The following is a 15,613-nucleotide window of genomic DNA, read 5'->3' as shown; positions in this document are numbered from 1 at the left end:
GAGAGGAATTCTATAAAGTTTTTCCTTTATTCTTGGTGTTGATACCAAACTGTTCTTTCATTCTGTTGACGTAGCCGTTGTGATTGTAGTTACAGGCCTTCATTGAATCTAAATAGAGCTTTGGGTCGTCTTTGATCCAATCAATGATATTGAGGATCTTTAGCGATGCGTAGGAGTTATTTTTCAGTAAGGAATTCCAGGTGTTTCTTGCGGTGACCTTGTCGCCATTTTTGTAAGCCATCCAAGCAGCCATGGCGCGAATATGGTGTGATTCATCATTGAGTAAGGAGTCTATGATTACGGGATTGATTGATATTGTATCTTGTAAGTTAAAGAGACCGATAGTTGCCCAGTAACGTACTCCAGATTCAGTGTCCTTTGATTTATCTATGAGGATACTTAGGTTTATCGGGTCATTTTGTAATGCGATGTCAGATGTTTCTAGATAATCATTGAGCTTATAGAGTTTGGGTTCGCGTACATATTCATAAATAGAGAGTTTCGCTTCTTTTGCTTTTTCTACGATTTCACTTTCAGGAAGCATCCCCGCATCATAAATAGCTTTTTGCTGGTTATTAAGAGCAGTGCGAAGTTCTTGGATAATTTCTTTGTATTCAGGCTGATTGATTAAGTTGTTGATGTTATCCGCATCTCTACTTGTGTCGTAGAGTTCTTCCATGGGTTTGGTTTTAAAGAAACGTCCAGTGATGTCGTTAGTCTTATTTTCTTTATTGTAAGTATCCCATGCTTGAGTGGCTTTCATCTTCCAGAGGTAGGTTAATTTTTGTCCCCAAGGGGCGTAGGGCATATAGTTGCGGATATAAAGGAATTGCTTATTGCGAATAGCGCGAATATTATCACATCGTTCATCCATGCGGGTGCGAAAGCTGAAGTGATAGGGGCGTTCTTTTTCTTGTTTTGGACCGAGGAAAACATTGCCTTGGAGGTAGTTGGGGGTTTTGGCGCCTGCTAAGCTGAGCCAAGTTTTTGTCATGTCTACAAAGCTGACGAGATGATCTACTTTTGCATTGGTCTTTGCTGCGGGCCAGAGGTGCTTGAATTTTTTAGGTATACGGATGATAAGTGGGCAGTGAGTACCGCTATTAAAAAGAAAGCGCTTACTCCGTGGTAGGACTCCTCCATGGTCGGAGTTATATATTACTATCGTGTTTTCTACTAAGCCATTTCTTTCGAGGTCCGCAAGTGACTTTCCGATATCGTCATCCATTGATTTTACAGCATCATGATAATGATTGTAGTTTTGGCGAATCGTTAAAATATCTGGATGATATTTAGCAAGCGTAACATTCTGAGGGTCTCGCTTGGATTTAGTGACGTCACCAAAGGCTTTAGATTCATGTGATTTTGTACTATTAATAACTTGGAAAAAAGGCTGTTTTTGTTTGAGGATCTTCCAGTTAAGTTTGTTTGAGTCCCAGCAATCCTTATCTGAGCGACCTCCTATATTATAATCAGTTTTTGTGACATTTGAGCAGTAGTAGCCGGCGTCTTTAAGAAGGTCTGGATAGTACTTGATTATATCGTGGGGTATTTCGTAGCGACTGCGCATGGGGTGTGTTCCCATGGAGAGAGCGAGTACTCCAGTAATCCATGTAGAGCGGGAGGGAGCACAAACGGGGGCATTAGCATAGGCGTGGGTATATAAGAAGCCTTCTTTAGCGAGCCCATCTATATTGGGTGTGTCAGCGTGAGGGTTGCCGTAAGCGCCTACCCAGTTGATATTGTTGTCTTCGCTTGTAAGCCATAGGATATTGGGCTGCTCTTGAGCATTTAGTGAGCCTAAGAGTAAGGCGGTTAGAATAAATATTTTGTACATAGTGGGTTCCGTTAATAGAGTGATTACATTTATACTACACGGCAGAATTGCCGAAAGTGATACACTTGTATGTCTTTTTTTAATTTTATTGCGCAGTAAACTCAGAGGGGGTATAGAAATCAATAGGGAAGTGGCAGAGATATTTTGTTTTAATGCGTAATACCAAACTGCTCTTTCATCTTGTTTATATAGTGGCCATGCTGATATCGACAGGCTATCATCGACTCTAAGTAGATATTTGGATCGTCTTTAATCCAATCGATGACATTAAAAATTTTCAGTGAAGCATAAGAGCTGTCTCGTAATAATTGATTCCAAGTATTTCTAGCAGTGTTTTTATTGCCATTCTTGTAAAGTATCCAAGCGGCCATGACTCGGACGTGATGAGATTTATCATTGAGCAGAGGCTCGATGAGCTTTGGATCAATAGTTATTTGGTCCTGTAGATTAAAGAGGCCAACTGTTGCCCAGTAACGGATACCAGAATCATTATCTTGTAGTTTATCTACAAGTATCTTTAGGTTTACGGGATCATTTTGTAAAGCGATTTCAGATGTCTCTAAATAAGAGTTAAGTGGATAGAGTTTTGGATCACGGACATAATCGTAAATAGTGAGTTGGGCTTGTTTTGCTTTTTCGACGACCTCACTTTCAGGAAGCATGCCAGCATCGTAGATAGCTTTTTGTTGATTGTTAAGAGCCGTACGGAGTTCTCGGATGACTTCTTTGTATTCAACTTGATCGATTAAATTGTTGATGTTGTCGGGGTCTTTACTTGTATCGTAAAGCTCTTCCATGATTTTGGTTTGGAAAAAACGGCCGGTGATTTCATCTGTTTTGTTTTCTTTGTGGTGATATTCCCAGGCTTGTGTGGCTTTCATCTTCCAGAGATAAGATAATTTCTGTCCTCTTGGAGCGTAGGGCATATAATTGCGTATATAGAGGAACTGTTTATTGCGAATGGCGCGAACATTGTCACATCTTTCGTCCATGCGGGTGCGAAAACTGAAGTGATAGGGGCGTTCCGGTTCTTTGTTCGGTCCGAGGAAAATATTCCCTTGAAGATAACTGGGTGTGTTTGAACCTGTTATACTTAGCCAAGTTTTTGTCATATCTACAAAACTAACGAGGTGATCTACTTTGGAGTTTGTCTTTGTGGCAGGCCACAGATGTTTAAATTTTTCTGGGATACGAATGATTAGAGGACAGTGAGTGCCACTATTATAAAGGAAGCGTTTACTACGGGGTAAGACGCCACCATGATCCGAGTTGTAGATGACAATGGTGTTTTCTTCTAGGCCGTTTCTTTTGAGTGCGTTAAGTAATTTTCCGATGTGATCATCCATGCGTTTTACAGCATCGTGGTAATGGTTATAGTTTTGGCGCATGACTAAAATATCGGGGTGATATTTAGCGAGCCTTACATTTTGAGGGTCTCGCTTAGATTTGGTGATATCGCCAAAAGCATGTGCTTCGTGAGATTGTGCACTATTAATGAATTGGAAAAAAGGCTGTTTTGTCTTGAGAAGATTCCAGTCGAGTATCGTAGAGTCCCAGCAATCATTGTCTGCACGACCTCCTATATTGTAATCAGTTTTCACTACATTTGAACAGTAGTAGCCAGCTTCTTTAAGAAGGTCAGGGTAATATTGGATTTTGTCGTGGGGGATATCATAACGACTACGCATGGGATGTGTGCCCATGGAAAGTGCTAATATACCGGTAATCCATGTGGAACGGGAGGAGGCGCAGACGGGGGCGTTAGCATAGGCGTGGGTGTATAAGAAACCTTCTTTGGCGAGAGCATCAATATTGGGGGTGTCAGCATAAGGGTTGCCGTAAGCGCCTACCCAATTGATATTGTTATCTTCGCTGGTGAGCCATAGGATATTTGGTTGTTCTTGAGCCAAGATAGATCCTAGAATCAATGTCGTGAAAATAAATAATTTGTACATAGCGAGTTCCAGTTATCGTGTAATTACACTTATAACAACATAGGATTAGTGGATGTGCTACACCTGGAGGTATTATTTTTACTATTATTTATTTCAGAATGAAGATCAGGTAATCATTTAGTTTGTCGTAGAAATTCGGAGGGAAGGAGTGTCCCAGGCCTTTGATTTTACTGTAGCGTACAATTGCTTTGTGTTTAGTGAGCCATGTGAAGTTAGATTTGCTCAGTTCTAAGTTGCCTTTGTGTTCATTGGAACCACAGATGATCACAGCTTTTTTCTTGCTTAAATCTACGGATTCTTTTACTTTAGGTAATTGAGAGTCGTAGCGAGCTCCAGGGCAGAGAGTGATAATACCTTTGAATAGGTGAGGGTACCTGGCGAGTAATTCAGTAGATAATTGTGCTCCCTGAGAAAAGCCGATTAATATTACAGGGCGTTTTTCTTTTTTGAGATCAATATTACTCTGCTTTAAAATTTGAAAGATGTGTTGTGAGTCTTTATCGATGTCCTCTGACCACATGAATGAGTTTCGGCCTAAAGGAACTGAGCCACTGATACCCATGAAGGTCACTTTGTGTTTATCGGCAAAACCTTGATCTTCGTCACTCGCGAAGTCCTCTGGTACGGAGCCGTAGCCATGGAGTCCGATTAATAATACCTCAGATTCTCCTGTACTTGGTTTAATGATGGGGGAACGAAAATATTTACTCTCATGCCAGCTAGAAAAGCACTTTTTTAGCCAGGGTCTGAGTTTCTCCCAATATTTTGAGTTCATGACAGGGATAAGGTCTTTATCCTTAAGTGCCCAAGAGTAATCGACACCTTCATTGAGAGCGGCTTTTTGTAGGAAGTAAACAGAGGAATCAATATCTTTGTTTAGGGCATAATAACAAGCTAAGTCATAGAGTCCTTGGGTCTCATCTATGTTGCATGCCCAGTACTGGAATTGTAAGGCGCTCTGCAGTTTTCCTGATTGAGCATGTTGTGACGCTGTGTGTCTAAGAGAGCTCGGGGAGAGCTTTCTTAAATGGTGCTCATTAAATTTCTCTGGTAGAGTCTGAGGTACTTTGATATTGAAAATGGGCTTGGGTAAACTTTCTAAGGACGAGCTTGCAGATAAGTGGACAGTGATGAAAAATAGAACGAGAAAAAAGCGCATAAGTATCCCTATTATTTGGAAACGAAATAAAAAAGTGTTGTTGTATGCTTATTAACAAAGGGAAGTAATTGACCTAATCTGTGGTGAAGATTACTAATGAAAATTTTCGACCTCGAAATAATGAAAGCATTATCTCGAGGTCTGTATCTTCTCATTTCTCAGAGATGTAAAGATACCTTTGTTAAGTAAGGTAAGTGGGTAAAACTTCATTAATTAAGATTTGCTCCATGCTTTCGCGTTGGCGAATGGTGTGGGCCTTATCTTGATTGTCCAAAATTAGTTCAGCGACTTGTGGAAAGGAGTTATAGTTTTTGAGTGACATCGAGGCGCAGTAGGCTCCTGCTCCTTCTATAATAAGGGTATCGCCAATCTGAGCTTCGGGTAGAAGACGTGGTTCTAAGGTGTCGTCTGCTGAAACAGAGAAGAGGTCGCCGCTTTCACAGCAGTGTCCCGTAATGACGTATTCTACTTCATTGGTAGAATCAGTAAAAGGAATACAAGGGTGGTGGGCTGCGTAGAGGGCAGGGCGTGTGAGCATATCCATGCCAGCGTTGATTTTTAGGAAAGTGTAGCCATTGTCACCAGTAGTGGTGATGTCGTCAACTGAGCAGATGAGTGAGCCTGCGTTAGCAACGAGGAAAGTTCCAGGTTCTAATTCTAGGTGGTATTCACGTCCAGTTTCTTGAGCTTCTTTTAGTAACACATCGGCGACAACTTTGCCAACGGCTTCAATTGAAGTTGAAACTTCTCCTGCATGCCTAGCGACTTTGAATCCTCCGCCAAGATTGAGTGTTACAACTTCGGGAAGTTGGCGTGCAACGGCTAGGGTGAGGCTTGCGGCACGTTCCCAGACAGCTGGGTCTGCTCCTGATCCAATATGAGAATGAAGGCGAGTGATGCGAAGTCCGCAATCGGCAGCGAGTTGTTTTGCTTCATCGACTTGTTCAAACCAAATTCCAAAAGATGAAGAAGGGCCACCAACATTAGTTTTACGACTTGATCCAGAGCCGAGGCCCGGATTGATGCGGATAGATATTTCACTGCCCCGAGGTGCTAAAGTAGCGTAGCGACGTAATTGCTCGAGGGAACAGGCATTAAAGCGGACACCCTCTTTGATAATGAGTTCTAAGTGTTCAGAGCTCATTTCTTGAGAGGTTAACTGTATTTTGTCAGCTGAGATACCAGCCTTTAAGCAACGAATGACTTCATATTCACTAGAGGCGTCAAAATGGAATCCAGTATTTTCGATGACCTTTAAGATAGCAGTATTGGGGTTAGCTTTGATCGCGTAACGAGCCGTTAGACCAAAGGGGGCAGGGATAGAAAGTATAGTTTCACACTGTTGTTCTATAGTATTTTGTGAATATATATAGAAGGGGGTGCTGTGTTCTGCTGTGAGTGCAGAGATGAGTTCTTTGTTGAGGAAAGTAAAATGTTGCATAAAAATATTTTGAATGACTTGTTTAATTAATTAATCCGCCTAATGTTGCATCCATTCCATTCCCCGCAAGATCTAGACATAGATAAAGCCATAATAAATGTTGTTACAGTTCAGAAAAAAAGCCTATCTAACTTTTTTACTAAGCTCGTTTTGACAAGTGCATAGCTTCGGCTATTATATGCGCTTATTATTTAGGTTTTATGTGTATTAATTTAGGACTTGTGTAAACAAATCCAAAACAGAGTAAAATTTTTAGGATTTTAAAAATGAAAGTTAGAGCTTCAGTTAAAAAAATGTGTGAACATTGCCGCGTAATTAAGCGGGAGGGCGTTGTCAGAATCATCTGTAACAAGAACCCTAGACACAAACAGAGACAAGGGTAGTTATATGCCAAGAATTATGGGTGTCGATTTACCGACAAACAAAAAAATTAAAATCTCTCTTACGTATCTTTATGGTATCGGTGCTGCAACTGCACTTGAGATTTTAAATACAGCAAAAATTAATCCAGATAAACGTGCATCAGAACTTAGCGATAGCGATATTTCGTCTATCACTAAGTTGTTAGATTCAACTTATGAAGTTGAAGGTGATCTCAGAAGGCAGCTTGCTCTTTCTGTACGTCGTCTTCAAGCGGTTAACTGCTATCGCGGTATCCGTCACAAGAGATGTCTTCCTTGTCGCGGTCAGAGAACCAAAACAAATGCTCGTACGAGAAAAGGTAAGAAGAAGACTATCGGTGCGGTACGTGACAAATCAGCACGTAACCAAATGAAATAATCTCCTTTAGGAAAATATATTATGGCAGATTTTTTAGAAGACGACCCAAACGCTATTCAGCTTAAACAGGTCACAAGAAAGAAGGGTGCAAAAGGTCGCACTCCTGTAAACGTAACAAATGGTATCGTCCACGTTGTTGCATCATTCAATAATACTAAAGTATCAATTTCTGACGTACACGGTAATGTTCTTGCCTGGTCATCAGCAGGTAAAATGGGCTTCAAAGGTTCTAGAAAGAGTACTGCTTACGCAGCTCAACTAGTAGCAACTGAAGCTTCTAAGCGTGCAATGACTTACGGTATGCGTGAAGTTGAAGTAAGAGTTAAAGGTCCTGGCGCAGGTCGTGAATCAGCGGTTCGTGGTGTTAGTGCTGCAGGTCTTGACATTAGTTTAATTAAAGACGTTACACCCATCCCACACAATGGCTGTCGTCCACCTAAGAGAAGAAGGGTTTAGTCCACATGGGTAAGTATTCCGGAAATAAAGGTAAAATTTGCCGTCGTTTTGGTGTCAACCTCTTCGGTAACATGAAATATGATAAAGTTCTAGCTAAGCGCCCGAATCCTCCTGGTGTTCACGGTGCTAACGCTGCAAGAAAGAAGCTTTCTGAGTATGGTAAGCAGCTTATTGAAAAGCAAAAACTTAAAATCACTTACGGTCTAAGAGAGAAGCAATTCCGTATTACTTTCGATCGTGCTGCAAAGCTTAGTGGTGTAACTGGTAACAACTTGATGATTCTTCTCGAAGCTCGTCTTGATAACGTTGTTTATCGTTTAGGTTTCGCTCCAACTCGTTCAGCTGCTCGTCAATTAGTTGGTCACGGTCACGTTCGTATCAACGGTCGTCGTTGTAATATCTCATCATACAGTGTTCGCCCTGGTGATGTAGTGACTCTTAAAGATTCTTCTCGTTCAAAAGCTCTCGTTCAAAGACACCTTGATGGTACTCGTGGCGAAACTCCTGAATGGGTAAGTCTTATTAAGGACGAACTAAAAGGTGAAATCGTACGTCTCCCAGAACGCGAAGAAATTCCTTCTGTTGCAGACGAATTGATGGTCGTAGAACTTTACTCAAAATAATATTACTAATTGGAGATCTATATGGGCTCTACAAAAGCACAATTTGCTATGCCTCAAAACATGGTTTTAGACGAAGCTACAGCTACTGAAAAGTACGGTAAATTTATCGCAGAACCATTCGAGAAAGGCTTTGGTCACACTTTAGGCAATGGCCTAAGACGTGTACTATTGCACTCATTAGAAGGCGTAGCAGTTACGTGGATCAAGATTGACGGCGTTCTTCACGAATATGCTCAAGCAGCAGATGTAGTGGAAGATGTTACTGAAATTGTATTAAACTTCAAAAATGTCCGTTTTACTGCAGATGGTGACCTTCCTCGCAAACTTGAACTTCGCGCTAATACGAAGGGCCCAGTTACTGCGGCAGATATTGTTACTGACGGTGTGACTCAAGTGGTTAACCCTGAGCAGTATATTTGCACTTTGGACAAAGATACCCCACTTAGAATAGAATTTGAAGTGGCTTCTGGTCGCGGTTGGAAGTCTGCTGAAGATAATAAACCTTCAGAAGCACCAATCGGTTTAATTCCTGTCGATTCATTATTCAGTCCAATTGAACGTGTAAGTTACGATGTATCTGACACACGCGTTGGTCAAATGACGGATTATGATAAAGTTGAATTGGAAATCTGGACAGACGGTCGTATCTCACCTGAAGATGCGCTTAGAAAGTCTGCAATTATCCTTCGTGATCATCTCTGTGTATTCACAGATGACAATCCGGAAGATAGTACTGCAAGTCTTATTCAGACTCCTGAAGACGAAGCGATCCTCAGTAAAATGCTCATACCTGTAACTTCAGTAGAACTTAGCGTACGTGCTCAGAACTGCTTAAGAAATGCAGAAATAAAGTACCTCGGCGAATTGATTCAGAAAAGTGAATCAGAAATGCTTAAATACAGGAACTTTGGTAAAAAGTCACTCGATGAAATTAAAGATAAAATGCTCGAGATGGGTATTACCCTCAACATGAAACTCAAAGATGAAGTTCGTGTGGCTTTCAACAAGAAACTCGAAAAAGAGGAGATGAAGTCCGATGCGTCATAGAAAGAAAGTTTTCAAGATTGGTCGTTCGACAAGTCACCGCAAATGTATGATGGCTAATATGCTTACTAGTCTCTTTACACATGGTCGTATTAAAACTACCATTGTAAGAGGCAAAGAATTAGGCCGTCAAGCATCTAAAATGATTACATTAGCGAAAGCTGGTGATCTTCACCAACGTCGTCAAGCAATTTCAGTTATCCGTGATTTGGATGCTGTAAGAGAGCTTTTCGACAATATCGCCCCTACATTCAAAGATCGTAATGGTGGTTACACTCGTGTGCTCCGTCTCGGTAAGCGTCGTGGTGATAATGCTGAACTAGCACTAGTTGAGCTCGTTGGTTTTGAAGCCAACTTTGAAGCTGCAGAAGAAGTTGAAGAAGTAGTAGCTGATGAAGCTGCTGCAGAAGAAACATCTGAAGGCACTAAAGAAGCTTAATCGCTTTTTAGCGTAAAGCTTTTTAACCGCTGGGTTTATTCCCAGCGGTTTTTTTGTTTATGGAAACTATTATTATAATTCTCAAGGTGGATGCAAGTAAGGGAAGAGATTTTCTTGTTTGGGCATTATCACCTGATTTGGGTCGTTTGGTCTTTGTGTTTAAGCGCAGTAAAGATTTTTATGAGCCAGGGCTTTTTCGTGTCATGAAGGTGAGTTTGGAAAAGCAGCTCAATAAAACTACTTTACAGCTAGATGATAATGCTTTATATAAAGGTGAGTGTATCGAGCTTATACATAGTTATGATATACTTTCTGAATCGTATGATAATTTCCATAATGCCTGTGAGTTATCACAGACAATTTTACAGTTAAGTAGTCAAAACCATGCTTGTCCTTTAACTTTTAAAACATGCCTACAAGCCCTTGAGGACTTTTTAAATGATGGCAACTATTTAGCTTGGCGGGTTTGTCTTTTTATTAATTTCCTAAAAGATTTCGGAGCTTTGCCTGAGCTTAATAATTTCACTCCACAGCAACAGAGCTTTTTGAAGCGCTTAGTACAGGCAGCAGAAAAAAGAGAAGCCATTCCTGATTTACCTCAATCAAAGTGGTTAGAATTTGAGTTCTGGGCCTTACGACTTTTGGATGAAAGCGGAGTTCGAGTTCAGATTTAACATTAACATAATCTTCATTTTTTAATCATGAACTCTTGTAATTTTCTTTCTTGTGGGTAGTTTACATATAGGTCGTTGTCTATGTATCCTCCTTTCCTCCATACCTCCCCTCCATTTACATAGGCAACGGCTTTTTTTTGCGACCGCTATCTATACAGATTTGTACTATTTATAGTTTTTGTGAGAAAAAACACCAAGTCTATTTGTTAAATTATCATCAAGGAACATAGTGTGTGTATGGACTGTTACTTATGCTTATTCCTATCCTCCATACCTCCTATCCTCCTCCTAGCGTAAGTAACAGTCTTTTTTATTTCCCTCTGTATATCAATTGATTTTTTGATAAATTTTATTACCTTAATAAAGTTTATCTAAGAGGAGAAGAATCATGTGTCGCGTATTATCTGGGCCGCATTTACGACGTGTTGAAAAGGACTTTATTTCGGTACAGATTATCCTTGAAGAAGATCTAGATCTGACGCTTCAGGTCTTTAAAAATGATAAAGCACTCACTCTAAGTTGCGATGTCCGCAAGATTCCCTTCGCCAATAAAATATTTTTTTATATATTTCGAGCGACACTTCAATTAGACGAAGGCTGTACTTATCATTACGATATAATAAATAAACAAGAGAGTATAATAAGTGACTTATCTCTAAGTTTAGATGGATTGAGTTTGCATCCATCCTTTGAGTTTGGCTCAGAACGTATTTTGACAGGGTCCTGCCGCAAACTCTCATCTCATGAAGAGGATTGTCTCCCAAAGATGTTAGACGCGTTTACTCAGGGTGGTGAGCGTCCGCAAATGTTGATATTGACTGGAGATCAAGTTTATAGTGATGATATAAGTGATGGCTTGTTTGCGAAAATCACCGAATTAGTAAAACAGTATGGATTTCCTCAGACTAAGGTGTCAAATTTAACTAATCGGAAAAAGCTCTGTAAGTCTATCGGTTTAACAAGTAGAAAATCTAAAAATCATTTATTGTCCTTAGGTGAATTCATCATCTTATATCTTTTGTCTTGGAGTGATGAGCTTTGGGAGAAAAATGAAAAGATCATTAATCGCAGTGATTTAACGAAAGTTCGAAAACTCTTTGCCAATGTTCCTGTTTATATGCAAATGGATGATCATGATGTAAGCGATGACCTTAAAATCAATAATTTTTGGTTAGAGAACATAAACGAATGTGGATTTCAAGTTTTGGCAAATGCTTATGCGGTAGGCTATTTGTTTCAATCAATGGGAAATTACGGTGAGTATGGTGAATACGATCAAGTAATAGATTCATATGTAGGGCTTCAAAGTTCTCAAAAAGACTTGTCCTCACGTCTTGTTGACGAAGCTGATTGGTCATTTAGCTTATCTATAGCTGCACGAGATTTTATCTTTCTAGATACTCGTAATCATCGCTACGGGGGTGAGACAGCTCAGTTGCCCGCAGGATTATTGAAATTGAGTAAAATTGACGAATTACTAAGAGATGATAATCAGAATAATGACTGCATTCTTGTCAGCCCGTCACCAATTTATGCTTATGAGGCGATAGAGCGTCTTCAGAGTTTATTAGCGTTTCTACCGTCATCCGTTTCTTTAATTGATCGAGAAGGTTGGCATGCTGCTGATCAGGTGAGTGATGAATCGAATTCATTGAGGTACTTAGAAAAAAATATTTTGAACTCAACTTACAGGAAAATCATAATTCTTTCGGGAGATGTACATTACTCTTTTGCCAGAAAATTAGAGCTTAATGATAAAAGTATTATTCAATTAGTGGTGAGTTCATTAAAGAATAAACCTCCAGTAACGATACTCGCCCGTTTGTGGTTTCGTCTATATAACTCTTTTTCTCGAAATGGTAAATACCTGACTTCTTGCCAAGGGTCTAAGATTTTACATTATTCTAATTACTGTTATTTCAAATTAGAGAGTGAGATTAAAATTAGCATGTATAGTCGTGGGATAGAACATAAATTTAATCCAAATGTAGAGAATGATGAATTGGCTCAATAACTATAATAATGTCCAAAAAGATAGCTCGTTTTATGAATTAAAGGATTTTTGTCTGCTTGAGGTCAAAGGAGATGATGCTGAGGCTGTACTACAGGGGCAGAGTACCAATGATGTTAAAGAATTAAATGATAAAAGTATGCATTTATCATCTTTATTGACTCCGCAGGGAAAGATTATTTCACATCATTTTTTACTTAAGATTAATAAGAATAATTTTTATCTTCTGTGTGCAAGATCAGTGGTGAATGATGTGAAGGCACACTTAGAGAAGCACATCATTATGGAAGACGCAGACTTAACTCTGCGAAATGAATTAAAGCTTTATCATTTATATAAACTTGATGCAAGTTCATCGATGATGAAAGAGATGGGCATTCAACAAGTAGAAGCTCGACGTATCTACGAGCATAATTCACAATATTTATTAACAGCAGGGTTCCTAGGTCTGGATAGTGCGATTTTAATTACAGCAGAAAAAACGCCACCAGCGCTTAAGTTAGAAATGTGCGATGAGACATTTAAAAGTTTGCGAATGGAAGCGGGTTTTCCCATTCAAGATGCTGATTATAATCAAAGTACCTTATTGCCAGAAAGTGGTTTGCAATTGCATTGTGTATCCTATACCAAGGGATGCTTTACGGGACAAGAAATCGTTGCAAGAGTTAAGTATAGAGGCAATGTGAATCGTTACCTTAGTGCCATCCTTGTTGATTCAGTTCCTGCTGAACTCAAGCAAAATGATTTCTTATGTACAATAGACGGCAAAAAAATTGGACTTTATAAAAGTCAAACTTGGTCACCAGTCTTAAAAAAATTCATTCTTTATGTCTATCTAAATAAAAAGTTTCGTGAACCTGGCATGAGTGTGAGTTTTATTGATAGTGAGTGTCAAGAATATAAAGGGAATGTGAGTTCTTTGCCTCCTGTTGCGGAAAGCAATGCAATAGAGCTTGCGCGCGAATGTTATTATCAAGCCCTAGAGTTATTTGCGACATCAGATGAAGTACAAGATATTGCCGCGGAGCCTTTATTGAAGCGGGCCTTGTATTTAGATCCTAGTTATCAAGATGCCTATGAGGCTTTGGGTGTCTTGCTTTCACGGCATGAACGTTTTGATGAAGCAATAGAACTGATGAAACGACTTAAGGAGCTCAGCCCCAATACTGTAATGGCCTACACCAATCTTTCTGTTTTTTATATGAAAAAGGGCATGATAGATGAAGCTGAAGCAGAGAAGCAAGAAGGGACATTGACCACATTTCGCATAGCGGCTGCTAAACGTAAGCAAAAAATTAATAATAAAGATTTAGAAACAGCGGCGAATGCTGAGCGTGAAAGACGTCGAGGGATGTTTAATGAAGTCTTAGAAATAGATGTTGACGACTTAGCGGCTAATTTTGGCTTAGGAAAAATTGCCTTAGAGCTTAAGCAGGCAGATGAAGCAATAAAATATTTAGAAAAATGCCTGGAGCTTAAAAGAGATTATTCCGTTTGCTGTACTTTGCTAGCTCGAGCCTATATACTAGTGAAAAGAGAAGAAGAGGCTAAGTCCCTCTTGTTAAAAGGCATTGTAATTGCACATGAGAAAGGTGAGTTAATGCCAAAACAAGAAATGGAGATGCTTCTACAACAATTAAACTAGGGCTTAGTATGTATTTTATTGACGAGAGTGTGCGCAGTTATATGAATAATATAGCAGAATTACCATTAATCTCTCGAGATGATGAAATAGAACTAGCAGAATTGATTGAACGAGGATCAGAGACCGCAAGGGAACAACTAATAGTCGGAAATTTGCGTTTAGTTGTCAAGATAGCACATGATTTTAAATCTTTGGGAGTCCCTTTAGCCGATTTAATTTCTGAGGGCAATATAGGCCTAATGAAAGCGGTCGAAAAGTTTAAGCCAGGCATGGGGGCGAAATTTTCTTCTTATGGAGCTTGGTGGATTAAGCAAGCTATTCGTCGCTGTGTTGCGGAACAAAGTCGTGTCATTCGCATCCCCGTACAATCAGCAGTTAAAATGTATAAAATTCAAAGAGTTGCCATGCATTTAGCTGAAGAACTTGGTAGAGTGCCAAGTGAAGCTGAAATTGCGGAAGCCGCAGATATATCCCCGCGATCGGTACACAATTTAAAAGTAGCGGCAACGTCTCCTGCTATATCGCTAAGCACAAGCTTGAAAGATGGCGAGGGTGGCGTTTTAGAAGATATGTTGCCAGATTTAATGGCATCGATTCCCGGTGGGGAAATGGATGAAAGAGATGTTAAAAACCTTCTAGAGGAATGTGTAGAGAAGCATTTATCAGAAAGAGAGAAGCTTATTATCAGTATGCGCTATGGCCTCGATGGAGGAGATCAACATACTTTAGACGAAATAAGTGAGCTCATCGGACGAACTCGAGAGCGGGTAAGGCAAATTCAACATAAAGCCTTGAAGAAGCTCTCTCGGCATTTGGATGAGATTAAGAAATAAGTGGTTTCTGCTGCTGTTGTTCTTGGCATATTTGTTTAATTCCACCTAAAATATAATTATACATATTATCAATCATCTCATCATTATTGATGGGGTCATTTGTTTGACTTCGTTTTTTATCACTTAGGTGATCATTCAAGCGAATAATGGGGCTATTAATAAAAAAGAATATTTGCGCCAAAGTAGAATCAGATAAGCTCTTATTTGACAGACGATTGGCTAAGTTGAGAATCCACTTACAACGCTGTTGAATATATGTTTCATATAAGTAGTCATAGCTGGGGCTAGGGCTGTTGAGTTCATAAGAAATAAGCTTTGACAAAAAGCCTAATTCACCTTCATCAGAAGTAGATTTCACGCGATTACTGACAAAGTGACGAAGTTGTAGTTCAGGATCGAGGTCATCTCGGAAGATTTCATTGTTTGCATCCTCATTTATTGTATACAGATGAGTCCATACTGTTTTGTAGAGATTTTCTTTGCTTTTATAATGGTAGTTAACAGCGGCAATATTTGCATCGGATGCGGTGCAAATGTCTTGTACAGTGGTGTTTTCATAACCTTTCTGAGAAAAAACTCGTGAGGCAGCAATCAAAATTCGCGTTTTGGTGTTTTGTCGTGAGTAGTGGGATAGATCCATGTGATAATCTCCGAATTAGTTAATATTAACTAAATCTTAACATAGAATAGCATGTATTCAAATGGATACTTCAATT

15 protein-coding genes are annotated in these 15,613 nt (G+C 39.6%); 10 read left to right on the top strand and 5 right to left on the bottom strand.

The window, feature by feature from the left end:
• Positions 1-10: 10 nt before the first annotated feature.
• The 4 genes from PQO03_RS19035 to PQO03_RS19020 all read right to left on the bottom strand — a co-directional run bounded on the left by PQO03_RS19035 (position 11) and on the right by PQO03_RS19020 (position 6,392).
• Positions 11-1,837, bottom strand: coding sequence for a sulfatase family protein (locus PQO03_RS19035; protein ID WP_274152609.1), 1,827 nt, complete (start codon positions 1,835-1,837; stop codon positions 11-13).
• Positions 1,838-1,986: 149 nt separating this feature from the next.
• The gene (locus PQO03_RS19030; RefSeq protein WP_274152607.1) at positions 1,987-3,792 is read right to left on the bottom strand and encodes a sulfatase-like hydrolase/transferase; all 1,806 of its coding nucleotides are present in this window, start codon (positions 3,790-3,792) and stop codon (positions 1,987-1,989) included.
• 88 nt (positions 3,793-3,880) lie between these two features.
• Positions 3,881-4,951 (bottom strand): alpha/beta hydrolase, encoded by a 1,071-nt coding sequence (locus PQO03_RS19025; protein WP_274152605.1) that lies wholly within the window; start codon positions 4,949-4,951, stop codon positions 3,881-3,883.
• 181 nt (positions 4,952-5,132) lie between these two features.
• Positions 5,133-6,392: a diaminopimelate decarboxylase gene (locus tag PQO03_RS19020; protein WP_274152604.1), complete on the bottom strand. Its 1,260-nt coding sequence runs from the start codon at positions 6,390-6,392 to the stop codon at positions 5,133-5,135.
• 266 nt (positions 6,393-6,658) lie between these two features.
• Here PQO03_RS19020 and rpmJ point away from each other — a divergent pair, with 266 nt between their 5' ends.
• The 10 genes from rpmJ to PQO03_RS18970 all read left to right on the top strand — a co-directional run bounded on the left by rpmJ (position 6,659) and on the right by PQO03_RS18970 (position 14,897).
• Positions 6,659-6,775, top strand: coding sequence for a 50S ribosomal protein L36 (rpmJ, locus tag PQO03_RS19015; protein WP_274152602.1), 117 nt, complete (start codon positions 6,659-6,661; stop codon positions 6,773-6,775).
• Positions 6,776-6,779: 4 nt separating this feature from the next.
• Entirely contained in the window at positions 6,780-7,172 is a 393-nt protein-coding gene (gene rpsM, locus PQO03_RS19010) for a 30S ribosomal protein S13 (protein ID WP_274152600.1), read from the top strand.
• A gap of 21 nt (positions 7,173-7,193) precedes the next feature.
• Positions 7,194-7,628 (top strand): 30S ribosomal protein S11, encoded by a 435-nt coding sequence (gene rpsK, locus PQO03_RS19005; protein WP_274152599.1) that lies wholly within the window; start codon positions 7,194-7,196, stop codon positions 7,626-7,628.
• Positions 7,629-7,633: 5 nt separating this feature from the next.
• Positions 7,634-8,251, top strand: a complete 618-nt coding sequence (gene rpsD, locus PQO03_RS19000) for a 30S ribosomal protein S4 (protein WP_274152597.1) — start codon at positions 7,634-7,636, stop codon at positions 8,249-8,251.
• A gap of 21 nt (positions 8,252-8,272) precedes the next feature.
• On the top strand, positions 8,273-9,298 hold the full coding sequence (locus PQO03_RS18995; protein ID WP_274152595.1) for a DNA-directed RNA polymerase subunit alpha: 1,026 nt from the start codon (positions 8,273-8,275) through the stop codon (positions 9,296-9,298).
• On the top strand, positions 9,288-9,734 hold the full coding sequence (gene rplQ / locus PQO03_RS18990) for a 50S ribosomal protein L17 (protein WP_337993450.1): 447 nt from the start codon (positions 9,288-9,290) through the stop codon (positions 9,732-9,734). The genes PQO03_RS18995 and rplQ overlap by 11 nt, the downstream gene beginning before the upstream one ends.
• A gap of 59 nt (positions 9,735-9,793) precedes the next feature.
• Positions 9,794-10,408, top strand: coding sequence for a hypothetical protein (locus tag PQO03_RS18985; protein ID WP_274152594.1), 615 nt, complete (start codon positions 9,794-9,796; stop codon positions 10,406-10,408).
• 388 nt (positions 10,409-10,796) lie between these two features.
• Complete coding sequence (locus PQO03_RS18980) at positions 10,797-12,422, top strand: hypothetical protein (protein ID WP_274152592.1); 1,626 nt, start codon at positions 10,797-10,799, stop codon at positions 12,420-12,422.
• On the top strand, positions 12,403-14,064 hold the full coding sequence (gene ygfZ / locus PQO03_RS18975; RefSeq protein WP_274152591.1) for a CAF17-like 4Fe-4S cluster assembly/insertion protein YgfZ: 1,662 nt from the start codon (positions 12,403-12,405) through the stop codon (positions 14,062-14,064). The genes PQO03_RS18980 and ygfZ overlap by 20 nt, the downstream gene beginning before the upstream one ends.
• A gap of 8 nt (positions 14,065-14,072) precedes the next feature.
• Entirely contained in the window at positions 14,073-14,897 is an 825-nt protein-coding gene (locus PQO03_RS18970) for a sigma-70 family RNA polymerase sigma factor (RefSeq protein ID WP_274152590.1), read from the top strand.
• On the opposite strand, the gene PQO03_RS18965 is transcribed toward PQO03_RS18970, so the two are convergent.
• Positions 14,887-15,537, bottom strand: a complete 651-nt coding sequence (locus tag PQO03_RS18965; protein ID WP_274152588.1) for a TetR/AcrR family transcriptional regulator — start codon at positions 15,535-15,537, stop codon at positions 14,887-14,889. The genes PQO03_RS18970 and PQO03_RS18965 overlap by 11 nt on opposite strands.
• Positions 15,538-15,613 lie beyond the last annotated feature (76 nt).

This window comes from Lentisphaera profundi, from assembly GCF_028728065.1.
In the GTDB taxonomy this organism is placed as follows: domain Bacteria; phylum Verrucomicrobiota; class Lentisphaeria; order Lentisphaerales; family Lentisphaeraceae; genus Lentisphaera; species Lentisphaera profundi.
Note: the sequence above shows the minus strand (reverse complement) of the source record. Positions and strands in the feature narration are given on the sequence as shown.